The sequence below is a fragment of the Flavobacterium adiutor genome, from assembly GCF_048282555.1.
Classification (GTDB): Bacteria; Bacteroidota; Bacteroidia; order Flavobacteriales; family Flavobacteriaceae; genus Flavobacterium.
The window spans coordinates 4,039,728-4,063,551 of the sequence record NZ_CP182487.1 but is presented as its reverse complement, the minus strand read 5'-3'; the positions used below and the strand labels follow the sequence as shown (position 1 = coordinate 4,063,551).

The following is a 23,824-nucleotide window of genomic DNA, read 5'->3' as shown; positions in this document are numbered from 1 at the left end:
TAAAATAAATATTAAATGCCTTGTTTTTTAGCAGGGCATTTTTATTTTTCAGTACTAAACCTTCAATGTAAACCAAAAAGTACTTCCCAATCCTAAATTGCTCTCTACACCAACGCTTCCGTTTTGCGCTTCAATAAATTCTTTGCTGATCGCTAAACCTAATCCTGTTCCTGATTTCTGACTGCCGGGAATCTGGAAGTATTTATCGAAAACTCTGTCTTTGTATCTTGGCTCAATTCCTTTTCCGGTATCGATAACCTGAAAAACAATCTGGTCATTTTCTTCTTTTAATTTAATGAGAATCTTACTTTTTTCAGGCGAATACCGAATCGCATTTGATAAATAATTAATCAAAACCCAGCCTGTTTTTTCAGCATCGGCTTTTACGTTTTTAAGGCTTTCATCGGCATCAACAATTAACTGAATTTGTTTTTGATCTGCCTGAACTTTTACGGCTTCAACAGCATATTTTACAATTTCCTGTGGGTTGCTTTTGCTAATATTCAGCTGAATATTCCCCGTTTCTAATTGCGATAAATTCAGTAATTCGCCTGTGATTTTCAACAAACGCTGACTGTCTTCTTTAATGCTTTCAACCAATTGTTTCTGGTCATCGTTCATATCGCCTGTTTTAGCATTTTCAAGCAATTGAAGACTTAATTTTATAGAAGCAATAGGTGTTTTTAATTCGTGTGAAACGGTGGCAATGAAATTGGTTTTAGCAAAATCCAGTTCTTTAAAAAGCGTAATATTTCGCAGAATAATGACATCACCAATATTGATTTCTTTTTCTTCGCCTGTTGGTGTTATCGTGATATTGTGAATTTCCTTTTCGAAATAACTTTCCTTTCCGTCAGCAAAAATTTTGAGAGGCTGTTTTTTCGGTGTTTCACTTTCTCTCAGAATTAAAGAACGAATTAAATCATTAGAAATTGCCAATTCAGATGCAGTTTTTCCGATAATGTCTTCCGATTTCAAACCGGTAATTTTCAACGCTTCATCATTCACAAACAAAAGAATTCCTTCATGATCCAAACCAATAATCGGATCGTTCATATTATTGATAAGCGTTTCCAGTCGTTTTTTCTCGAAGAGAAGTTTATAAACGTTGCTGTCGTGATATTCTTCCAGCTTTTGCGCCATGGTATTAAACGATTTGGCAAGATCTCCAAATTCGCTGTGACTCGTAAAATGAACACGTTCAGAGTAGTTTTTATTCGCAATTTCCTTAATACTTAGTGTTAATTCCTTAATCGGATTTGCAATATTATTCGGAAGGTTAACCAATAAATTAAAAGCGATTAAAAAACATAAAGTCCCCACAATGGCAATAGAGAAATTCGATGTTTCAGCCGTTTTTTTAGCGATGTCGCTTTTCTGTTTGATGGCATCAAGATTCAGTTTCATAATCGCAAAAATGTCCTGGCGAATCTGCGCCTTTGCAGTTTCATCAGTATTATTTTTAGTTAAAAGAGCAAAACTTTCCTTCAGTTTTTCGGTCGCTTGTTTTTCGCCAGGCTCCGTAATATTTTGAGTTTGCTTCTCTAGATTTTCCTCAAAATTCTGAATATTTTCTTTAGATCCTGATTTAATTTCATCCAAAGCAGAAATCATATTTCGGGAATATTCCAGTGTATTGTAATTGGATTTCAGAATATTCTCGGTATCCTGCTTAATTAAAAAAACAGAATAAGCACTCAATAACGAGAGAATGATAATCATTAAAAATAACAATCCAACCCCCAGATTCAATTTGGTTTTAATTCTCATTTTATAAAACAATTTTTTGAACCATATAAGTGATATAAGGAAATTTAAGCTTTGTTTTTTAACCGCAAAGTTCGCTAGGTTTTTTGCTCGTAAGGTCGCAAGGGGGCAAAATTTTTTAATTTAATCTTTGCGTGCTTTGCGTAAATCTTAGCGCCTTTGCAGTTAAACTTCAACGTTCACTAATTTAAATGAACTTATATAACTTATATGGTTTAATATTTTTTCATGACAAGATTACAAGGTCAACGTTTGATAACGACAATTTATTTAGCAGACGCCTGAAAATTGTTGTAGACAAAATTACTTTAAATAAATTCAAATGCGGTTTACCGATGCAGACAGTTGTAATTTGTTTTTCTTCTACAGTTGTCAAAATCGCATTTGTAATATTCGAATTTTCGAGTTTAATAACTTCTGCTCCCAATTGCACGGCGAGTTTAAAGTTATTAATTAAATGCCTTTGTTTGTCAAGTGCAATTCTTGTAGGGCTTTCCTGCGGAGTTTCGACATACAAAACATACCAGCTTCCATTGTAATAACCTGCCAGACGAGCCGCTTTTCTAATTACGATTTTAGCAGTTTTATCGTTACTGCTTATACAAGCCAACAATTTCTCATGACGCAAAGCATGAAGACTTGGGACTTCGCTTTCTACTTTTCGAACTACCTGACTTGCTACTTCTTTCAAAGCCAATTCACGCAACTGCAGAATTTGTTCAGACTTGAAAAAGTTCTGCAAAGCCATCTGAATTTTATCTGCTGTATAAATTTTTCCTTCTTTCAACCGGGCAATCAAATCTTCCGAAGTCAAATCGATATTTACAACTTCATCAGCCAGACGCAAAACATTATCTGGAATTCTTTCCTGAACATCAATTCCAGTTATGCGTTTTACGTCTTCATTTAAACTCTCAATATGCTGAATATTGACAGCCGAAATTACATTAATTCCAGCTTCCAGAATCTCCAGAACATCCTGCCAGCGTTTTTCGTTTTTGCTTCCTTCAACGTTCGTGTGCGCCAATTCATCAACAATAACCACTTCTGGTCTAAGGTTGATGATTGCCTGAACGTCGAGTTCTTCGAGTTCTTTTCCTTTATAAAAAATAGTTCGTCGCGGAATAATGGGTAAACCAGACAATAACTCATGGGTTTCCTTCCGCATATGCGTTTCGATGTAGCCGATTTTTACATCGATTCCATTTTTCAATAACGAATGTGCTTCCTGAAGCATACGGAAAGTCTTGCCCACACCGGCGCTCATCCCAATGTAGATTTTAAATTTTCCTTTTCGGGATTTCTGAATCAAATCCAGAAAGTGCTGTGCATTATTTTCGTTTTCCATGTTTTTTTGCTACGAAGGTGCTAAGTCGACAAGTTTTTTGTTTCACCCAGATTTTAAAAGATTTAAGCAGATATTCGCAGATTATTTGATTAAAAATCTAATTAAATCGGCTATAATCTGTAGAATCTGCATGAAATAAATTTTAATCACTAAGATTTTTTTCTAGAAACTAATAGCTAATGCTGTTGTCACAAACGTATTAGTGTCTGTTGGCAGATTGTTTTTGGTGAAAATTTCATCTTTACTTGACAGGTTTCTCGCTTCAATTCTAAACAGCACATTATCCGTAATTAAGTAATCAAAGTTAGCTGAAAATCCGTATGTTTTGAATCCGTTTGGGGTTGAGGTTGCGATAATTACACCTTTTTCGTCGCTGTAATATTCACTTCGTGCTGACAGCTGAATTTTATCTGTTGGTTTGTATTGCAGAATTACAAGAGGCGAAAACCAAATGACATATTTATCGCTTCCTTTAGCTGATTGTTGAGAACCAATATCAAAACCAGTGGTCAGATTCACTTTTTGGGCTACTTTAAATTGTCCATAAAAATTATTGAAATAACGCCATTTTTTATCAATATCGGGTTGTTCGTTTCCCATATAGGTACTCCAATTTAAAACGACTTTTTCAGTAGGTTTATACGTAATCTGCGTTCCAAAAGCCGGAGTTTGATTGCCGTCGATTTTCTGAATTCTCTGCCAGCCGTTCAAATACAGCGCAGCCAAATACCATTTTCCAGAATCAGACGTATAGCCAATTTTTACACCCGCTTCATAATAAGGCGAATTTTCAGCCAGCATGCTTCGGGTTAAATTCGCACAATCTTTTCCAATCGCACTTTCAAAACCAATATGCGATGGCATAATTCCAGCATCAATCCATAAATCATGCTTTTGCGAAATCTTTACACCAACATTCGCTTCATAAACATTTTGCAATAAATCCTGCTCAGCCGACATATTATATTGAGCATAAGTTCCCGCCATCAAGGCAAAATTCCCTCGGACATTTCCTTTCGAATAATTCACTTTTGCTAAACCCAAATTCAGGTTCACTTCGTTGCTTTGGTTATAATTATAAAAAAAGTTTGGTCGAGTATGATTTTCCGGTTTCCCGAAATCGTAACTATAATAAACGTCTACATATCCAGAAAACGTAAACGGACTTTTTGATGCTGACTGTGCCTGTAAATTGCTAAAACCAAAAACGATTAAAGCGGTAAGTACTATTTTTTTCATTGTTAATTGTCATTGTGAGGAACGAAGCACTCAAGCAACAGCGAACTGAGCGTAAGCTAATCTCATTCTCTTAAGTTATTTAGTAGATTTTTTAGGAGCTAATCCCGCTATCCGTTTCAATCTTTTCCTGGCTAAAGGAGCCAGAAAAAGGATTTCCACTACTATCGGGGCTAGGGGATTTGGGCTAAAAAGGCGTGTCATTTCCTGCAAGGTTTTCAAAACCTCGTAGGTGTTTAATTTTTTAAAGCTTAGATTTTACATCTAGTTTGTCATTTCAACGAAGGAGAAATCTCCGCAAGAAACTCCGTACAGTTTTGACGTCAATGTCGAATTACGAGTGCGATTTCTCCTTCGTCGAAATGACATAAAAACAACTTTGTCACACCTACAAGGTTTTTAAAACCTTATAGGATAAAACTTAGTACCGATTACTATCTGGATAGTATCTCAGAACCTTAGCATCTTTTAGCGAAGCTTATCCAAAGCCAAATTCAACTCCAAAACATTCACCGTTTCAGGACCGACAACAGCCGTATTAATTTTAGATTCTACCAAAGCTTTTACTTTCGCTTCAGCTAAATTTCGTTCTTTAGCCACACGTTTCACCTGAATCAAAGCACCTTTCGGGGAAATATTTGGATCTAAACCGCTTCCTGAAGCGGTAACCATATCAGCTGGAATTTCAGCTTTTTTCAAGTACGGATGAACAACAAGGAAAGTATCGATTCTCTTTTGAACCAAAGCTAAATACTCCGCATTGCTCGGACCTTTATTGCTTCCGGCACTTCCTGCAGCATTGTAATCAACTGCCGAAGGTCTTCCCCAGAAATAATTTGATTTATCGAACTTCTGTCCGATTTTTTGATAACCAACCACTTTTCCGTTAACCGAAAGCGTTTCTCCTTTTCCTTGATTGGGAGCCATTTGTGCAATTCCGTAAATCGCAAGAGGATAAATAACTGCGAATAATATTAAAGTAACCGCAGTAAGTTTTATGAGTGAGAATATAGATTTCATTTCTTTAAAGTTTCTAAGAGACTAAGTCTCTAAGTTTCTAAGTTTTTTTAATTGTGATAAATAAGTTTTAAAGATTCTAAGAAAAAAACTTAGAATCTTAGCAACTTAGCGCCTTAGCATCTTACATAAATAGTGCTACAAGCAAATCAATTAGTTTAATTCCAATAAAAGGAACAATCAATCCGCCTAATCCATAAATCAAAAGATTACGTTTTAAAATGGCGCTTGCTCCAATCGGACGATATTCAACACCTCTCAATGCCAGTGGAATCAGGATCGGAATGATAATAGCATTGAAAATTACAGCTGATAAAATCGCGCTTTCCGGACTGTGCAAACGCATGATGTTCAAACCTTCTAATGCTGGAATCGCACTAATAAAAAGAGCAGGAACAATCGCAAAATATTTGGCAACGTCATTCGCAATAGAGAAAGTAGTCAACGTTCCTCGAGTCATTAAAAGCTGTTTTCCAATTTCGACAATCTCGATTAGTTTTGTTGGGTCATTGTCCAAGTCAACCATGTTTCCAGCTTCTTTTGCTGCTTGCGTTCCGCTGTTCATCGCAACACCAACATTGGCTTGGGCAAGGGCAGGAGCATCATTTGTCCCGTCTCCCATCATCGCAACCAGGCGGCCTTCAGCTTGCTCTTTTCGGATATAATTCATTTTATCTTCAGGTTTTGCTTCGGCAATAAAATCATCTACTCCGGCTTTTTCGGCAATAAACTTTGCTGTAAGCGGATTATCTCCCGTAACCATAACCGTTTTGATTCCCATTCTGCGTAAGCGCTCAAAACGTTCTTTCATTCCGGTTTTAATGATATCCTGCAATTCTATAACACCTTGAATTTCGTTGTTTTTGATGACCACTAAAGGTGTTCCTCCATTAGAAGAAATTGTGATTACCTGTTGCAAAGTATCTTCAGGAAAAGTGTTCCCAGCTTGTTCTGCAATTTTTTTAGCAGCGTCTTGCGCACCTTTTCGAATGTTGGTTCCATCTTTTAAAATCACACCCGAAGTTCTGGTTTCAGCAGTAAATTTGATGGTGTGTGAAATATCCGAAGTAGTTTGTAAAAAGCTGGCTTTCGCTTCATTTTTTACATCGATCATTTCACTTAATTCTAAGATACTTTTCCCTTCTGGCGTATCATCAGCAAGCGAACTCAATACAGCAGATTTAACGAAATCTTCAAAAGAAATGCCTTTTGTTGGGTAAAAATTGGTTGCTTTTCTGTTTCCAATGGTAATTGTTCCCGTTTTATCCAAGAGCAAAACGTCAATATCTCCCGCCGTTTCAACTGCTTTACCTGATTTTGTAATTACGTTGGCGCGTAAAGCTCTGTCCATTCCCGCAATTCCGATCGCAGAAAGAAGTCCTCCAATTGTAGTTGGAATCAAACAAACGAACAATGCAATAAAAGCAGCAATGGTAATAGGAGCGTTCGCGTAATCGGCAAAAGGCTTTAAGGTAACGCAGACAATCACGAAGATTAAGGTAAAAGCCGCTAACAAAATAGTCAGCGCAATTTCGTTTGGCGTTTTCTGACGGCTTGCCCCTTCAACCAAAGCAATCATTTTATCCAAAAAGCTTTCGCCAGGTTCTGATGTTACTTTTACTTTGATTTTATCAGACAAGACTTTTGTTCCTCCTGTTACAGACGATTTATCTCCGCCTGCTTCGCGAATTACAGGGGCACTTTCACCCGTAATCGCACTTTCGTCAATCGTTGCCAAACCTTCTATGATTTCTCCATCGGCAGCAATTAAATCGCCCGCTTCACAAATGAAAACATCGTCTTTTTTTAATTGAGAAGAACTAATGTTTCTGATTTCTCCATTTGGCAGAATCTGTCTTGCAGGAGTTTCTTCACGGGTTTTTCTTAAGCTGTCGGCTTGTGCTTTTCCTCTTGCTTCGGCAATAGCTTCGGCAAAATTGGCAAACAAAAGCGTTACAAACAAAATTAGGAAAACAATTAAGTTGTAAATAAAACTGCCCTGATCGGTTGCGCCCATTAAGATTGAAACGCAAACCGCAAACATAATGGCAGTTCCAATTTCTACGGTAAACATTACCGGATTTTTAATCATCATTTTTGGATTCAGCTTCACGAAAGACTGCCATAAAGCTTCTTTTACCTGGTTGCTTTCAAATAATGATGTGGATTTATTAGTTGTCATTTTCTTGTAAAAAGTTAAATGTTATTTGTTAAATATTATGCGAAATAGACACACAGATTATAGAACACAGTCAACGGTTTCAACCGTTGGGACACAACGTATATTCAAAATCTTTGTCCCCAAGGTTGAAACCTTGGGCTATGTTTCAAATATTTTATGGATATTCAAATCGAACATTACTTTAGTGTGAAATATTCTGCTAAAGGTCCTAAAGCCAACGCTGGAAAGAAAGATAACGCCGCAACAATAGCAATCACAGCAAAAATCATGATTCCAAAAATTGTGGTATCTGTTTTTAAAGTTCCAGCACTTTCCGGAATGTATTTTTTATTAGCTAATAAACCAGCAATTGCCAAAGGCCCGATGATTGGAATGAAACGGCTTAGCAGCAAAACAATTCCTGTTGTGATATTCCAAAACGGATTGTTATCTCCTAAACCTTCAAAACCAGAACCGTTGTTAGCAGCGCTCGAAGTATATTCGTATAACATTTCAGAAAATCCGTGATTTCCAGGATTATTTAGCCAGCCTGTTGCATTTCCGCTGAACCAATAGCCCATTGCAGTATCATGTGCAGCAAAATAAGAAGCTAAAGCGGTTCCGGCTAAAATCAATAAAGGGTGAAGGATGGCAATAATAGCAGCAATTTTGACTTCCCGGGCTTCAATTTTCTTTCCGAGAAACTCAGGAGTCCGACCCACCATTAAACCTGAAATGAAAACAGCCAGAATAATAAAAATGTAAAAGTTGAGGTACCCCACACCGCATCCGCCATAAAAAGCATTAACCATCATCGCCAATAATTGCATAGCTCCTGAGACCGGCATTGAACTATCGTGCATACTGTTTACAGAACCTGTAGAAATCACCGTTGTCGCAATACTCCAGAAGCCTGAAATAGCTGGGCCAAAACGGACTTCTTTTCCTTCCATTGCTCCGTTTAACTGAGAAATCCCCATTTTTTCGATAGCAGGATTTCCACTGATTTCACTTGAGATTGTTGGAATTACCAAGAGTAAAAATCCAAGTGTCATTACACCAAAAATGATATAAGAAAATTTTCTTTTGTTAAGGAAAAATCCAAGTGCAAAAATCATTGCAAAGGGTACAATAAGCTGCGCCCAAAGTTCAACCGCATTTGTAAAATAAGTTGGGTTTTCTAAAGGATGAGTAGAGTTGGCTCCGAAGAATCCACCGCCGTTTGTACCAATATGCTTAATGGCAATAAAAGCTGCAGCAGGTCCTCGTGAAACTTCTACATGATCGCCTTGTAAAGTGGTAATCGCATCTTTTCCTTCAAAAGTCATTGGAGTGCCGCTAAAAACTAAAGCAGTTGCTACAATTACCGAAAAAGGCAATAAAATACGAGTACAGCTTTTTATAAAATAGTTATAGAAATTTCCCAGTTTGTCTGTGGCTCTTTCGCGCATAGCGGTAAAAACCATTACAGCAGCAGCAATTCCTACACCAGCCGAAACAAATTGTAAAAACATCAAGACCATTTGCGATAGGTACGAAACTCCGGTTTCGCCAGAATAATGCTGTAAGTTGCAGTTTACAACAAATGAAATGGCGGTATTAAATGCCAAATCAGGCGGCATCGATGGATTGTTGTCGGGATTTAAAGGTAGACAACCCTGAAAAAGCAGTACAAAAAAGCAGAGAAAGAACCAAATCATATTGATGCTTAAAAGTGCTTTTAAATGCTGTTTCCAGTTCATTTCTTCAGCTGGATTGATACCGCTGATTCTAAAAATAAATTTTTCAAGCGGATTGAAAATCGGGTCAAGAAGTGTTTTGTTTCCTAAAAATACTTTAGCAATATATTTTCCGAAAGGAATCGCTAAAACAATAGTTAGGAGAAAAATACCGATGACACCTAGTAATTCTGTATTCATAATATGTGAGTTTTGTAAAATGTGAATTGTAAAATGAGAAATGTGAATTGTAAAATGAATTTATCTAACTTTTACATTTCACATAAATATTTTACTTTTTACATGATTTAAAATTTTTCAGGTTTAATTAATACATAAACCAAATACACGAAAACGGCAATGGAGACAATAAAGAGTGCGGTCATGATTTAGATTTTTTCAAGGAATTCAACAGATTTAAAACAAATCGCAAACAGAAAAACTGTGAGTGCGAGTAAAAGAATTGTAACTATCATTATTTTAGATTTGTGAAATGTGAGAAGTAAAATGTTATTTGTGAAAAGTGATCAGTAGATCTCATATCTTACAAACAACATTTCACACTATACTCCCGAAGCATTTACCTGTTTGATATATTCTGCTTTAAGCGTTTGTGGGAAAAGATGCGAAATGTTGCAGTGCCGCATTTCCATAAAAGACGAAACGGAAAAGATATACACGTTAGAAATAGCATTTTTAGTTTCGATACTTCCAGTAATAAATAACCGTTCAGCAAGTGCTAAACACTTTTTAGCCCGAACGATATTGCCGCAGATAATATTTTTTTTAGTGATCTCAGCAAAGCGTTCCGCTTGTTTGTAAATCGAATTAACCTGATTTTTCATGAGAATGAATTTTGATGTTCTTCCTCCTTATGCCAAAAGATGTTCCGAAAAAATGAAGTTGTATCTAAAGTGTTGTAAATAAAAGGAATGTATTTGGGTACTAAAAATTGGGCACAAAAAAAGCCTATCATTTTGATAAGCTTTTATTGAAATGATAGTGTATCTAAATTAAATCGTTCAAATAATTACGAGGCTTTTTTCAATATATTTGATAAACTTAAATATGAACTTATGGAAATTTTTATAGGTATAGCAGGTCTAATAATAGCTTGGTTAACATATCAGAAAACTTTTAATTCTAAACCTGATGAAGAAAGAAATAATTTGTTGGCTGTTTTTAAAGTTACTCAAAAATTACATTTAGAAGTACAATCCATAATTCAAAAATATATTGATGAGAATAACGGAGCAGATCACTTATTATATCCTGACATAACCTTTCAGCATTATCTTAATGTAGCTAAAGAAGAATATCGAAAAGGATTATCTGAAAAAGTTTATGAAGATTTGAGAACAAATAAGCATTACACCAAAAGTAATATTGCTACTTTTCAAAACATGATTGACACACAGCACGATGCTTTATTAAAGTTTAGAAACCAATTATTATTTTTAAAACCGCCCATGGAAAACTAGAGAATTAAGGAACCGGAACAAATTTGGAATTTAAATTTTCTCTATCCCATATTCTTCCAATTTTCTGTACAAAGTCGCAATTCCAATTTCCAATAATCTGGCCGTTTCAGCTTTATTTCCTTTAGTATAATTTAAAACCTTTTGAATATGCAGTTTTTCAACACTCTGCATAGAGAAAGCTGACATTGATTTTGTGTTTTTTTCTGTTTGATGCTGCATTTCATAAGGCAGGATATCAGAAGTCAAAGTATCGCCATTGCTTAAAATCACTGATCTTTCAATTACATTTTTGAGTTCGCGAATGTTTCCCGGCCAGGAATAGTTTTCTAATTTCTGAATAAAATCATCTGAAATCGCTAATGTTTTTTTATTCGTTTTTTCAGAAAACTGTTTCACATAATAATTAGCCAGCAACGGAATATCTTTAGCTCTTTCACGAAGTGAAGGAAGTTTGATTTCGAAAATATTCAAACGGAAATACAAATCAGAACGGAAGCGATGCGCTTCACTTTCTTCTTTTAAATCTCGGTTTGTTGCAGCAATCAATCTAAAATTAGATTTTTTAGAAGTCGTGTCTCCAACAGGAATATATTCGCTGGTTTCTAAAACACGCAATAATTTTGCCTGAAGATCAATTGGCATTTCGCCAATTTCATCTAAGAATAAAGTTCCGCCATTTGCTTCTTCAATAAAGCCTTTTTTATCTTTTACAGCTCCCGTAAAAGCACCTTGTTTATGACCAAAAAGCTCGCTTTCTAAAATTTCTTTTGTGAAAGTACTGCAATTCAAAGCCACAAATGATTTTCCTGCACGGTTGCTGTTTTCATGAATGGCCTGTGCAAAGACCTCTTTTCCAGTTCCGGTTTCCCCAGTCAATAAAACAGTCGAATCGGTTTTGGCTACTTTTTGAGCCAAATCGATAACCTGTTCAATTCCTTTTGACTTTCCAATGATGGTATTAAAGGAATATTTATCGCCAATACGTTTTTCAAGCTGTTTTACTTTTTTCTGCAAAAGCACTTTTTCTACTGCTTTATAAAGAAGCGGAATAATTTTATCATTGTCATCCCCTTTTACAATATAATCGAAAGCGCCATTTTTCATTGCCTGAACACCGTCGGGTATATTTCCGAAAGCGGTCAGCAGAATAACTTCTGCCAAAGGGAAACTGCTTTTTATGTTTTGAACAAAATCAATACCGTTTCCGTCGGGAAGCTTTACATCACACAAAACAACATCAATATCGGTTTGCTCCAGTTTTTTAAAACCAGATTTTAAATCTTTCGCTTCAAAAACTTCAAATCCTTCCGATTTTATAATACGAACCAGCAGGCTTCTCAGTTTTTCTTCGTCGTCTATAATTAAAACTTTGTGTGTCATTTGTAGAGGTGCTAAATCAAATTTTGGCATTTGATTTACAAATTTAGGTTTAAAATCATTTGGGTTTTACGTTTTAATTTAAAAAGTTAGAGTACATTTTAAATATTATAATTCAATTAACACAGCATAATTTAGGCTTTCATTTTAAATGAATTAATTTTGCAAAAGATATTTATTTACATGAAAAAACCAATTTCACTCTCCATATTAGAACTCGCTATTATCAACAATGACAGCAATGCAGCTGAAACATTACATAAAACAAAAGAAATTGCCCAATTAACAGATGCTTTAGGATACAAAAGGTTTTGGCTTGCCGAACACCACAATATGGCACATGTCGCCAGTACGGCAACCGTAGTGTTGATTGGATATATTGCCAGTCATACGCAAAATATTCGTGTAGGATCTGGCGGAATTATGCTGCCTAATCATTCGCCTTTAATTGTAGCTGAACAATTTGGAACTTTAGAAACATTGTATCCGGGCCGAATTGATTTAGGTTTAGGAAGAGCGCCTGGAACCGATCAGCCAACTGCAGAGGCAATTCGAAAAGATTTCTTCGAACAGGCACAACGATTTCCGCAAAACGTATCAAAATTACAGGAATATTTTTCAGAAGAAAATGCTACAGCAAAAGTACGTGCCTTTCCAGCAGAAGGTACAAATGTGCCTATCTGGATATTAGGTTCCAGTATGGAGAGTGCTTCTTTGGCAGCGGCATATGGCTTCCCTTATGCTTTTGCAGGACATTTTGCACCACGCCAAATGTTACAGGCTTTTGAGTTTTACAGGGACAATTTTCAGCCTTCAAAATTTTTGGATAAACCGAAAAAGATGGCTTGTGTGAATATCATTGCTGCTGATACTGATGAAGAAGCAGAAAGGCTTTCAACAAGTTTATATCAAATGTTTTTGAATTTAATACGGAATGATCGTAAAGGACTTCAGCCCCCTGTGGATTCGCTAGACGATATTATGAGTGAAGAAGAACGTTTTCACGTCAATCAGATGACAGCATGTTCGTTCGTGGGAAGTAAAAATCAGCTCGCAGAAGATTTAAAAAAGTTTATTGATTATTCGCAAATTGATGAATTGATGATCACCAGTCCAATTTTTGATCATAAAGCGAAACTAAAAAGTCTGCAATTGACCAAAGAAGTAATAGACGAACTAAATGCAAAATAATAAGCATCAATTAAAAGAGAGGCCTTCGAGCCTCTCTTTTTATAGTTTTAATTTCCCTTCAACACCAATATCTGCGGTATTTCCAAATAATGCTGATCCGGCCATTTTAAGTAATGAAATAACTTTCCCGTCTTTTGTATCCCAGTAATAAGCATCCGAAGGGACTACTTTTATGACCGTAACATTCGGGTCATTTTTGCCTTCTTCAAACCAGGCTTTGGCAACAGGTGTCCATAATTCGTCAATTATAGCCTGATCTTTATATATTGACGCTGCTCCGTATATTGAAATGTATTGCGAGCTTGCATTGTTAGCAAAAAATAATTGAACCTGATCGTCTTTTGAAATTTCAAAATTCTTATTGCTGTTTGCAGAACTAATAAACCACAAATTTCCCTCATCATCAATATCCTGAATACTCATAGGGCGTGATTGAAGAGGTGTTTTTGTTAGTTCAGTTACAAAAATTCCTGTTTTAATTTCTTTTACTAATGAAATTATTTTTTCTACTGCTTCTTTATTATCTAAATCTTTATGCATGATATCGTTATTTATAGTTTAATCCAGATCAATTTTCTCCGATGTCCATTCTATAGCCAGCATATAATCTTCTTTTTTGAATCCTTTGAATTCTCCCGGCATAATTCTATTGAAAACTTTAGTGAAATTAATCATTCTCTGACAGTCCGTTACGATAGCGGCTCTTGTCCATTTTGTAATGTTTCTAAAGCTTAACAGAGATTCGTGAAGCCAGGCGCCTAAAGCAAAATCAGTTGGAGACTTCTCAAAAAATAATAAATAGTTTAGTTTTGGGGTATCATCGATTAAAAGACGCACTTCTGATTTGACAAAATCAACATCGCCTTTCACTACGTGACCAGCTGTTTTAAAACCAATCATATTTTCTGGTAATTCCTTAATTTTTTCAATCATAACATTTAAATTTTGCAGGTTAAATTCATTTTTACAAAAGTACCTGACTAGTAAGTTTCTGGGTTTATGTTAAAAGCGGATTATCTTATATAATTCCAATGTGAAGCTAGTTTTTATCAAACACATTTGAAATTGATAAGGAATTCTACTTAAAAAAGTATTAAATTAGCTATCATTATAAAATGTAAATCCAAGTTATGCTCAAGAAAATATTAGTAGGTTCCGGAATTGTACTTGCCATTATTTTGGCTTTCAGATATTGTGAATTCAAAAAAAATGACGATACCGGAATTGAGTATAATACAAATCTGATTCAGCAGCAAATCTTAAATGTTGGAAAACTAGTTGTGACCGAAGGGCATTTTTCTGAAGTCATCACCTATAAAAATCAGCAGAAATATTTCATGAATATGATTTCGTTTGAGAAGAAAGCACTTGTTGTCGTAAATGCAAATGTTACAGTTGCTTACGATTTACATAAAATGAAATATGATATTGATGAAAAGAATAAAACGATTACCATTCTTAATATTCCAAAAGAAGAAATTACCATCAATCCGGATATTCAGTTTTATGATGTGGAGCAAAGCAAACTGAATCCTTTTACGGGCGATGATTACAATAAAATCAATAAATCGGTAAAAGCTAATCTGGCTAAGAAAATTGATAAATCGACACTTAAAACAAACGCCCAAAACAGGTTGATAAGCGAATTATCTAAGATCCTAATTATGACTAATTCTATGGGTTGGAAATTACAATACAATGGAAAAACGATTGAATCGGAGAGTGAGTTGAATCAGGATTTGAAGTTGTAGAAGGAGTTTTTCACGATCTTGTCACTTCGACGGAGGAGAAGTCACATCCAGTGAGCAACGAAACGTAAATACTTTATGTGACTTCTCCTCCGTCGAAGTGACAAAAAAACTTAGAAAATATAATTATTTAAAACTATGTTTAATCCTCAGGAAGGTTTTCATTCTTATTATGTTTACATCCTAACCAATAAATATCGTTCAACTTTCTATATTGGAGTTACCAATAATTTGAAAATAAGATTGGAACAGCATAAAGACAATTTAGAAACTGGTAATAAAACTTTTGCCTCAAAATACAGTTTAGAATTTCTGGTTTATTATGAAAAATTTGTTTGGATTCAGGAAGCAATTTCCAGAGAAAAAGAATTAAAAAAATGGAGAAGAGAAAAGAAGATTGAATTAATAAAAGATTTTAATCCAAAATTAGAATTTTTAAATTATCATTTTGATTCAATTTAACTCATCTTTTTTGTCATTTCGACGAAGGAGAAATCACACTAGAAACTCCGCAATCAAAATCGCCAATCTTTGTCGAATTCCGAGTGTGACTTCTCCTTCGTCGAATTCCGAGTGTGACTGGTTTGCTCAGTAAAAAAACTTTGCATCTTTACGATATTAAAAAACCTATGAGCAATATTTTAAACCGCTTCCTGATCAAAAATCAGGTCCAGTCCACCCAAAATTAAATGGGCAACTTCAGGACGTTTTTCTTTCAATTGCTCCAGATAAACCAAGACCTCCTGTAGAAGCTGTTTTTCATCAGAATCTTTTAAAAGTTCAGTAATTTCAACGGCAAGAAGCCAGTCGTTAGGGTGATTGTTTTTTAATTTTTCAAAAACCGATTGGAGTTCAGATTTAGAGTCTTTGTTTTCTCTAATGTTTCGTACTGTCGAATATAAAATTTCCAAACCATCACGTTCGTCTGTATGTTTTGCTTTGATGGTTTTAGAAGTCGGAACAATATTAATCAGGTCAAAACTATTTACATCAGCAGGGCCTGAAAAAGCTGAAACTACTTTTTTACCAATCGCCATATCATAATTGCCCCATTCCGGCTGAAAAAGAATCGTTTCGCCATGTGTTACGGTACAATTTCTAAAACTGATTAAAATAATTTCGCCATGCAAATTTCTGGAGCCGGTAATAATTTCTCCTTCAACTATGATATTGCCTTCAAATTCCAGTTTTACAGTTTCGTTTTCTACGATGCGGTATGCCTGTAAATCCTTAGGACTCATATCTTCAATGGTCAAATTGAAACCTTTTAATTTTCCAATCGGACTTCCAAAACCATGAGGATGTGTTAAAGTTCCGTGACCAACCAATTCTTTTTCACGGTATGATAAAGCGGTCTTTCCGGTTGTCTGAATATAAACCGGTTTTCCTTCTTCTTCAATGACATTTGTGAAAACACCTGAAATTTGCAGACCGGTACTCAGTTCAATTGTTCCCAAAGCATTCGATTGAATCAGTTTTTGAATACCTGATAGTCCTCCTGTTCGCAAAGCCATTTTATTGGCAAATTCTTCTAAAATCAGACTCAGGTGCGAAAACGTAGGCGTTACATACAATTGTGGCTGCAGCTGCGTAATATCAAAATTTTGATTGGCAGCCGAGATATCATAAGGGATTTTCTTCACACTGTCAGTCATACAGTGAGCACTTTCGCCAATAGAAGAAAGCAGTCCTGCGCCATAAATTTTAGGATTTTCGACAGTTCCGATTAATCCATATTCAACCGTCCACCAGTGTAGATTTCGAATTTGAGCCATTTCAGATAATTCCCCCATATTATTTTGTAAATCGGCCACTGCTTTTTCCGCTTCCTCAATTTTTTCCTGTGGTGTACCTTCGGCTTCTTTCAAGATCGAAAGCAGTCTGATCGCTTCATACATCTGATAATCTTTGTCAGAAGAAATCGCTTTGCAGCCAATTTCTCCAAAGCGTCTTAAATATTCAGCATATTCAGGATTGGCAATGATGGGAGCGTGGCCTGCACCTTCGTGAATGATATCAGGCGCAGGAGTATATTCGATATGTTCTAATTGTCTGATATCCGAAGCAATAACCAAAACATTATACGCCTGAAATTCCATAAAAGCATTGGGCGGAATAAATCCGTCAACCGCAACGGCAGCCCAGCCAATCTCGGTCAGAATCCTGTTCATACCGTACATGCTAGGAATAGAGTCAATTTCGATTCCGGTTTTTTTCAAACCATCCAGATAAGAATGATGGGCTACTTTCGATAAATAATTTACATTTTTACGCATCACGTAACGCCAAACTGCTTGATTAATGGGGGTATAATCGCTGTAATCCTGAGGTTTGATGAATTGCTTTAGATGTTTAGGCAATCTTTCTAATAACGGATTTGTTTCAATGTTCGGATTCATTTGGAAAAACTGTAGGTTCAAATGTAAAATTACAAATTTTAGGTATTTAAAACGACTTTTTTAATATTTAATTCGCATAAAAAGTGTCTTTTGTTGTCAAATTATTAGTTTTTTCCGCTTGCGTTTTTAGAATTATTTTTTAAGATAAATAATAGTCTAAAGGTAAATTAGACCTAAAAAAAATAATAATAAATTACTTAGTTTTACAAAAAAGTAAGGTATTCATAATAGTATGAAAGTTTTTTTGATCATTTTAATAATAGCGGTGTTGGTTTTTCTGGGGATAAGATATTTTTTATTCAGGATAGGAGATCCGGTAAATAGTAAAGTTTCTGATTCGTATTTCTATCATTACAGAAAAAATTTGATTGTCCATTCGCCAATGGGCAATTGGTTTGAACTGGGATATTTTGAATCTGATGCTGATGTTGAATCTTTTCAGCCCATAAACAGGGATTTTGGAAAAGATAAAAAGAATGTTTTCTGGAAAGGAAGAAAGCAAACTGTTGATTATGCAACTTTTCAGGTGGATGCTTCTGGAATTATTAAAGATAGAAACCATGTTTATACTACAAACGGAAAAGAATATAATTTTTTAGGAATTATAGAAGGAGCAGATCCTAAAAGTTATCAGCTGCTGGATTCCTCACTTCCGGATTATAAGCGGATTAGCTGGTTCAGGGATGCTAATGCAGTTTTTTACAGGGGTAAAAAAACAGAAGGAGATCCGGTAACTTTTAAGCCTTTAAACGATGCAATTGCTATAGACGCAAATTACATTTATTCGATTATTCATCAAAGAGGAGATGGTTTATATGCTTTTGAAGTTGATGAAGTAATCCGAAAACATAAAAGAATTGCAGGTGAAATCAAGGTTGTTAACGAATCATACGTCCAAATCGGAAATGCTGTAGTTTCTGCTTTTACGAAAGATGAATTTACGCTTCATACTTTCGAAACTATTAAAAGCACCAAAGTAGTTAATTATTTTACAATAGTGGTTAACGACACGTTAATTTACAAAGGAATAGCATACCCTGAAATTGATATTCAATCTTTTGAGCCATTAGATTATGGCTACTGCAAAGACAGCAAAAATGTGTATTATTCAGGCAAAAAAATAACCGGTGCTGTTATTTCAGCTTTTGAAATCCTCTCCCCGGATTATGCCAAAGACAGTAAAAACGTATTTTACAAAACTAGTGTTGTTGAAAAAGCAGATCCAAAAACATTTAAAAAGACTTCTGAAAGTGATGTTTGGGAGGACGGAACAAATAAATTTAGAGAAGGAAAAATCCTTTAAGGGAAATTGAAATAAATTTATGACTATGAAAATAACGACTTTTCTAACAATCGTTATTTTCATAATTTACTTTCTCCATTTTATCCTCGTAAGTTTCAGTTTCTTTTTTGGTCATACGAACTTCTTTCAGATTTACTTTTAATTGTTTTTTACTGTCAGGACTGATCCATGATCCATTAAAATTTGTCCCTTCCTTCTTTAAAATCATAACTCCTGAAAATCCATATTCAACGAGGACAAACTGGTTTTCATTTTTTTTATTTTGGGTAATATCTAATTGGATCCAGCTGCCGGATTTGTCGTAGCGGTACATTGATGTGTACATTAAACCTGCGGTACAAGGGTTTTCTTCTTCTTTTATATAAACTGTTACGGCTATTTTTCCGTCAATAGTACCTTTATAAAGCATATTTTTGGCAGATTGTGCCTTTGTGGCGACAGCAAAGAACATACAAAGAAGAAGAATTAGTTTTTTCATATTTTAAGTAAATTGTTATTTTAAAATTATTGCAATTTATTGATTTCCCGCATTCCTGAAATATTCAATCTTATAATTGAACATATAAGCCATATTTGCCGCACGGATTTTGGCTTCTTCTGCTAATTTTCCAATAAATAAGGAATCAACAGTTTCGGTAAAAATTTCCATCCAGCGGTCAAAATGAGTTTGGTTTACTGGTAATTGTTTGTGTGGTGGAAAAGGGCTTCCGGAATACGTATGTTCTTCTAAGAGTATAGTCTGCCAGAAACGATACATTTTTTCCAAATGTTCCGGCCATCTTCCTGTCATTCTTTCGTTAAAAACAGGTCCAATTAAATCGTCGCTTTGTACTTTTTCATAAAACATATTTACCAAAAGTTTAATATCGTCTATGTTTGAAATATCCTGAAGGGCCATTTTTTTCTAATTAAATTTGAGTTGCAAAAATACGATATAGCGTCTTTTTTATTTGCTGATATTTGTCATAGCAGAAATTTTTCAACCAATTAACTGGGTGAACAAACTGGGATTATCATTGAGATATTGAAATTCAAAACCGTTTTTAGTCATATTCAGTTTAATATTCAGAATGTCTTTTTTGTTTTTTAATTCTAGCCCAACCACAACAGACCCCATTTCACGGCTCGTTTTTTTTGCAAACTGGAAATAAGTAATATCATCATCTGGTCCTAAAATGTTGTTTACGAATTCTTTCAGAGCACCCGGACGCTGGGGAAACTGAATCATAAAATAATGCATCAGCCCTTCGTAAAGTAAAGAACGTTCTTTTATTTCGGCTGTTCTTTCAATATCATTATTGCTTCCGCTCACTACGCAAACAACTGTTTTGCCTTTAATTTTCTCTTTATAAAAATCTAAAGCCGCAATTGTTAAAGCTCCAGCGGGCTCGACTACCATAGCTTCTTCATTGTACAATCTTAAAATGGTAGTGCAGACTTTTCCTTCAGGAACCAGAATAATGTCTTCAAGATTATAACGGCAGATTTCAAAGGTTTTGTCTCCCACTTGTTTTACAGCTGCTCCATCCACAAATTTATCAATCGTTTTTAATGCCGTGTTTTTATTTTCTTCAATAGAAGTTTTCATCGAAGGAGCACCTTTTGGCTCAACACCAATTATTTTGGTATTCGGACTTAAATGTTTAAAAACCTCAGATAAACCGGAAGCCAGCCCGCCACCGCCAATTGGTACAAAAACATAATCGATTGGTTCTTTATAAGTTTCCAAAATTTCTAAACCCACCGTTCCCTGACCTGCAATTACTTTTTCATCATCAAACGGATGAATGAATATTTTATGATTTTTGATGGCGTCTGCAGTCGCCGAGGCATAAGCATCGTCAAAAGTATCTCCTGTCAAAACAATTTCAACAAATGATTTCCCGAACAATTGTACTTGTTTAACTTTTTGTTTCGGAGTAGTTTTTGGCATATAAATTTTGCCTTTTATCTGCAGTAAATGGCAGGAATAAGCAACGCCCTGGGCGTGATTCCCGGCACTGGCGCATACCACTCCAATTTGTTTTTCGGCATCGGTTAATGAAGAAATTTTGTTGTAAGCCCCTCTGATTTTATACGAACGGACAATTTGTAAATCTTCTCTTTTTAATAAAATAGCTGCTTTAAATTCATCAGAAAGATTTAGATTCTGCGTAAGCGGAGTAGAAACTACAACATTTTCAAGCTGTTTTTTCGCATTCAGTACCTCGTTGAATAAATTCATAATTTTAATTTTGAAAATAAAAAACCTCCCGTTTTGGGAGGTTCATAAATTGTATATCCTTCTTTATATAACACCTCGCCATCACTGCACAATTGCAATAATGCTGATAATAGCGATAATAATGTTATTACAGTTTTTCATTTTTATTATTGAATAAGCAAATATAATAATTATTTTTTTGCCTGATTTATCTGAGGCGGATATTGAGCTAAAATTTTGTTTACAAATTCAGCAATTCTTTCATCTTTTTTATCGATGTTTCGGGTTAAAAGTCCAATTCCTTCTCCCTGCCAGATCATTTCTTTCTTTTTGGCATCAATCAGATCGATGTATAAAGTTCCTTCAGTAGAAGTTGAAACCGAAGTCTGGTTACCGTACATCATCCATGGATTCCATCCCCATCCCCAGCCATAACCCCATCCGGCGTTAAATTGGTTTACATCAACCTGTTCTCTTGATTTCGTAAAAATGTTTACCAGTAAATCAGGTTTTTCACTTTTTGTGAAGCCTTTAGACTGCATTTCTTTATCAATTGCATGAAGAATACGTCTTTTATCCAAATCAGAAATCTCTACTTTATCAATTCCGGGTTTGAAGAAGGCATAGGTTTTGTAAGGCGTAAAATCGACATTTTTGTCGTAATCAGAATAAACAGTAACACTGCTGCATGAAGTAAGGATTAATAACAGCAAAATCGGAACTAATTTGAATGTTTTCATAATTTTATAGAATTAAATGTTTTGTTTATAGTAAGCTTTCATCAACCATGTTGGGTAAAGTTACTTTCAATAACGGCTGAACTTTCATGGCACGTTTTATTGCAAAAACGGCACCTTCGTTTCGGGCCCAGCTTCGTCTTGAAATTCCGTTGTTTACATCCCAGAAAAGCATTGAAGCTAAACGGTTTGAAGCCTCTGTAGAGCCATCAAGAACCATACCAAATCCGCCGTTTATAACCTCTCCCCAGCCAACGCCGCCACCGTTATGAATGGATACCCAGGTTGCTCCCCTGAAGCTGTCTCCAATTACATTCTGAATCGCCATATCGGCCGTAAAACGGGATCCGTCATATATATTAGAGGTTTCTCTGTAAGGCGAATCTGTTCCTGAAACGTCATGATGATCGCGGCCTAAAACAACCGCTCCGATTTCACCTTTTGCAATCGCCTGATTAAAAGCTTCTGCAATGTTGATTCGGCCTTCTGCGTCAGCATACAAAATACGGGCTTGCGAACCTACAACCAGTTTATTTTCCTGAGCACTTTTAATCCATTTAATATTATCCTGCATTTGCTGCTGAATTTCATTTGGGGCAGTTTCTGCCATTTTTTCTAAAACTTCGCAGGCTATGGTGTCAGTTTTTAATAAATCTTCAGGTTTTCCGGAGATACAAACCCAACGGAAAGGACCAAATCCGTAATCGAAACACATTGGTCCCATAATATCCTGAACGTAACTCGGATATTTAAAATCGATATTGTTTTCTGCCATTACATCTGCACCGGCGCGGGAAGCTTCTAATAAAAAGGCATTTCCGTAATCGAAAAAGTAGGTTCCTTTTGCAGTATGTTTGTTAATAGCAGCTGCATGGCGACGTAAACTTTCCTGAACTTTTTCTTTGAATAAATCCGGATTTTCAGCCATCATTTTGTTAGCATCTTCAAATGAAATGCCAACCGGATAATACCCTCCGGCCCACGGATTATGAAGCGAAGTCTGGTCTGAACCTAAATCAATTTTGATTTTTTCCTGATCGAAACGTTCCCAAACGTCAACCACATTTCCTAGATAAGCAATCGAAACGGTTTCTTTGTTGGCTTTCGCCAAAACTACTCTCGCCACCAATTCATCTGTAGAAGTTACAACTTCATTTATCCATCCCTGCTCGTGACGGATTTTAGTAATCTTCGGATTTACTTCGGCACAAACCGTAATACAGCCTGCAATATTTCCCGCTTTTGGCTGTGCTCCAGACATTCCGCCAAGACCCGAAGTTACAAATAAACGTCCTTCAGGATTTTGTTTTATTTTTCTGAAACCATTCAGAACCGTAATCGTAGTTCCGTGAACAATTCCTTGTGGGCCAATATACATATAACTTCCTGCGGTCATTTGTCCGTATTGAGAAACTCCAAGAACATTCATTCTTTCCCAGTCATCAGGTTTCGAATAATTTGGGATTACCATTCCGTTGGTCACCACGACTCTCGGTGCTTCTTTATGGGAAGGAAACAATCCCATTGGATGTCCGGAATACATCGTTAATGTCTGCTCATCTGTCATTTCAGATAAATATTGCATCGTCAATAAATATTGTGCCCAGTTTTGAAAAACGGCTCCGTTTCCGCCATACGTTATCAATTCATGCGGATGCTGTGCCACAGCATAATCCAAGTTGTTCTGAATCATGTGCATAATCGCTTTCGCCTGCAATGATTTTCCCGGATATTCGTCAATTGGTCTTGCGTACATTTTATAATCCGGACGAAAACGATACATATAAATTCGGCCGTAAGTTTCTAATTCTTCTGAAAATTCAGGAAGTAATTCGGCGTGGTGTTTTGGATCAAAATAACGTAAAGCATTTTTCAGTGCCAGTTTTTTTTCTTCTGCCGAAAGAATTTCTTTTCGTTTTGGAGCATGATTAATTGCCGGATCATATTGCTTTTTCGGTGGTAATATAGAAGGAATTCCTTGTTGTATTTGCTCTTTGAAAGTCATTTTTTTAAGATTCTAAGCTTCTAAGTTGCTAAGGTATTTTTATTAGATTAACAACAGATTAATTTTTTGTTTTTTAATTTTGTCTAGCTGAGACTGGCTTTTGAAATTTACCAATATTTTACTCCTAAAGATG

The 23,824-nt window shown here is 35.6% G+C and carries 22 protein-coding genes; 5 read left to right on the top strand and 17 right to left on the bottom strand.

Annotated features, from left to right (window positions below; all coding sequences use genetic code 11):
• Positions 1 to 54 precede the first annotated feature (54 nt).
• From ACNC7R_RS17200 to ACNC7R_RS17165, 8 genes are all read right to left on the bottom strand, one after another.
• Positions 55 to 1,770, bottom strand: coding sequence for an ATP-binding protein (locus ACNC7R_RS17200; protein WP_417942262.1), 1,716 nt, complete (start codon positions 1,768 to 1,770; stop codon positions 55 to 57).
• Positions 1,771 to 1,993: 223 nt separating this feature from the next.
• Positions 1,994 to 3,115, bottom strand: coding sequence for a sensor protein KdpD (locus tag ACNC7R_RS17195; RefSeq protein WP_417942261.1), 1,122 nt, complete (start codon positions 3,113 to 3,115; stop codon positions 1,994 to 1,996).
• 162 nt (positions 3,116 to 3,277) lie between these two features.
• Complete coding sequence (locus ACNC7R_RS17190) at positions 3,278 to 4,354, bottom strand: porin (RefSeq protein ID WP_417942260.1); 1,077 nt, start codon at positions 4,352 to 4,354, stop codon at positions 3,278 to 3,280.
• A gap of 465 nt (positions 4,355 to 4,819) precedes the next feature.
• Positions 4,820 to 5,371: a K(+)-transporting ATPase subunit C gene (locus ACNC7R_RS17185; protein WP_417942259.1), complete on the bottom strand. Its 552-nt coding sequence runs from the start codon at positions 5,369 to 5,371 to the stop codon at positions 4,820 to 4,822.
• Between the two features lie 121 nt (positions 5,372 to 5,492).
• The gene (gene kdpB, locus ACNC7R_RS17180) at positions 5,493 to 7,550 is read right to left on the bottom strand and encodes a potassium-transporting ATPase subunit KdpB (RefSeq protein WP_417942258.1); all 2,058 of its coding nucleotides are present in this window, start codon (positions 7,548 to 7,550) and stop codon (positions 5,493 to 5,495) included.
• Positions 7,551 to 7,726: 176 nt separating this feature from the next.
• Entirely contained in the window at positions 7,727 to 9,448 is a 1,722-nt protein-coding gene (gene kdpA / locus ACNC7R_RS17175) for a potassium-transporting ATPase subunit KdpA (RefSeq protein WP_417942257.1), read from the bottom strand.
• A 107-nt stretch (positions 9,449 to 9,555) separates the two neighbouring features.
• On the bottom strand, positions 9,556 to 9,633 hold the full coding sequence (gene kdpF / locus ACNC7R_RS17170; protein WP_073489533.1) for a K(+)-transporting ATPase subunit F: 78 nt from the start codon (positions 9,631 to 9,633) through the stop codon (positions 9,556 to 9,558).
• Positions 9,634 to 9,810: 177 nt separating this feature from the next.
• Positions 9,811 to 10,092, bottom strand: coding sequence for a DUF7674 family protein (locus ACNC7R_RS17165; RefSeq protein ID WP_198857495.1), 282 nt, complete (start codon positions 10,090 to 10,092; stop codon positions 9,811 to 9,813).
• A 231-nt stretch (positions 10,093 to 10,323) separates the two neighbouring features.
• On the opposite strand from ACNC7R_RS17165, the gene ACNC7R_RS17160 reads away from it, so the two are divergent.
• A complete protein-coding gene (locus ACNC7R_RS17160) occupies positions 10,324 to 10,728 on the top strand; it encodes a hypothetical protein (RefSeq protein ID WP_417942256.1) in 405 nt (134 codons plus the stop codon).
• A 30-nt stretch (positions 10,729 to 10,758) separates the two neighbouring features.
• Here ACNC7R_RS17160 and ACNC7R_RS17155 read toward each other — a convergent pair whose 3' ends face one another.
• Positions 10,759 to 12,108 carry a sigma-54-dependent transcriptional regulator gene (locus ACNC7R_RS17155; protein WP_417943190.1) on the bottom strand — a complete coding sequence of 450 codons (1,350 nt, stop codon included), beginning with the start codon at positions 12,106 to 12,108 and terminating at the stop codon, positions 10,759 to 10,761.
• A gap of 180 nt (positions 12,109 to 12,288) precedes the next feature.
• On the opposite strand from ACNC7R_RS17155, the gene ACNC7R_RS17150 reads away from it, so the two are divergent.
• Complete coding sequence (locus tag ACNC7R_RS17150; protein WP_417942255.1) at positions 12,289 to 13,296, top strand: LLM class flavin-dependent oxidoreductase; 1,008 nt, start codon at positions 12,289 to 12,291, stop codon at positions 13,294 to 13,296.
• A 39-nt stretch (positions 13,297 to 13,335) separates the two neighbouring features.
• Here the strand turns inward: ACNC7R_RS17150 and ACNC7R_RS17145 are convergent, their stop codons facing one another.
• Both ACNC7R_RS17145 and ACNC7R_RS17140 read right to left on the bottom strand, forming a co-directional pair.
• Positions 13,336 to 13,836, bottom strand: coding sequence for a pyridoxamine 5'-phosphate oxidase family protein (locus ACNC7R_RS17145; RefSeq protein WP_417942254.1), 501 nt, complete (start codon positions 13,834 to 13,836; stop codon positions 13,336 to 13,338).
• 18 nt (positions 13,837 to 13,854) lie between these two features.
• On the bottom strand, positions 13,855 to 14,229 hold the full coding sequence (locus tag ACNC7R_RS17140) for an STAS/SEC14 domain-containing protein (protein WP_417942253.1): 375 nt from the start codon (positions 14,227 to 14,229) through the stop codon (positions 13,855 to 13,857).
• 197 nt (positions 14,230 to 14,426) lie between these two features.
• On the opposite strand from ACNC7R_RS17140, the gene ACNC7R_RS17135 reads away from it, so the two are divergent.
• Both ACNC7R_RS17135 and ACNC7R_RS17130 read left to right on the top strand, forming a co-directional pair.
• Positions 14,427 to 15,047 carry a DUF4230 domain-containing protein gene (locus tag ACNC7R_RS17135; RefSeq protein WP_417942252.1) on the top strand — a complete coding sequence of 207 codons (621 nt, stop codon included), beginning with the start codon at positions 14,427 to 14,429 and terminating at the stop codon, positions 15,045 to 15,047.
• Between the two features lie 135 nt (positions 15,048 to 15,182).
• Complete coding sequence (locus ACNC7R_RS17130; protein ID WP_417942251.1) at positions 15,183 to 15,506, top strand: GIY-YIG nuclease family protein; 324 nt, start codon at positions 15,183 to 15,185, stop codon at positions 15,504 to 15,506.
• A 179-nt stretch (positions 15,507 to 15,685) separates the two neighbouring features.
• Here the strand turns inward: ACNC7R_RS17130 and ACNC7R_RS17125 are convergent, their stop codons facing one another.
• Positions 15,686 to 17,443, bottom strand: coding sequence for an aromatic amino acid hydroxylase (locus ACNC7R_RS17125; RefSeq protein WP_417942250.1), 1,758 nt, complete (start codon positions 17,441 to 17,443; stop codon positions 15,686 to 15,688).
• A 232-nt stretch (positions 17,444 to 17,675) separates the two neighbouring features.
• On the opposite strand from ACNC7R_RS17125, the gene ACNC7R_RS17120 reads away from it, so the two are divergent.
• Entirely contained in the window at positions 17,676 to 18,746 is a 1,071-nt protein-coding gene (locus tag ACNC7R_RS17120) for a DKNYY domain-containing protein (RefSeq protein ID WP_417942249.1), read from the top strand.
• Between the two features lie 43 nt (positions 18,747 to 18,789).
• Here ACNC7R_RS17120 and ACNC7R_RS17115 read toward each other — a convergent pair whose 3' ends face one another.
• The 5 genes from ACNC7R_RS17115 to ACNC7R_RS17095 all read right to left on the bottom strand — a co-directional run bounded on the left by ACNC7R_RS17115 (position 18,790) and on the right by ACNC7R_RS17095 (position 23,691).
• A complete protein-coding gene (locus ACNC7R_RS17115; RefSeq protein ID WP_417942248.1) occupies positions 18,790 to 19,224 on the bottom strand; it encodes a hypothetical protein in 435 nt (144 codons plus the stop codon).
• Positions 19,225 to 19,260: 36 nt separating this feature from the next.
• Positions 19,261 to 19,644 carry a group III truncated hemoglobin gene (locus tag ACNC7R_RS17110; RefSeq protein WP_417942247.1) on the bottom strand — a complete coding sequence of 128 codons (384 nt, stop codon included), beginning with the start codon at positions 19,642 to 19,644 and terminating at the stop codon, positions 19,261 to 19,263.
• A gap of 81 nt (positions 19,645 to 19,725) precedes the next feature.
• Positions 19,726 to 20,970, bottom strand: a complete 1,245-nt coding sequence (gene ilvA, locus ACNC7R_RS17105) for a threonine ammonia-lyase IlvA (RefSeq protein ID WP_417942246.1) — start codon at positions 20,968 to 20,970, stop codon at positions 19,726 to 19,728.
• A gap of 170 nt (positions 20,971 to 21,140) precedes the next feature.
• Positions 21,141 to 21,689 (bottom strand): DUF4136 domain-containing protein, encoded by a 549-nt coding sequence (locus ACNC7R_RS17100; protein WP_417942245.1) that lies wholly within the window; start codon positions 21,687 to 21,689, stop codon positions 21,141 to 21,143.
• Positions 21,690 to 21,714: 25 nt separating this feature from the next.
• Positions 21,715 to 23,691, bottom strand: a complete 1,977-nt coding sequence (locus ACNC7R_RS17095; protein ID WP_417942244.1) for a urocanate hydratase — start codon at positions 23,689 to 23,691, stop codon at positions 21,715 to 21,717.
• Positions 23,692 to 23,824: the final 133 nt, after the last annotated feature.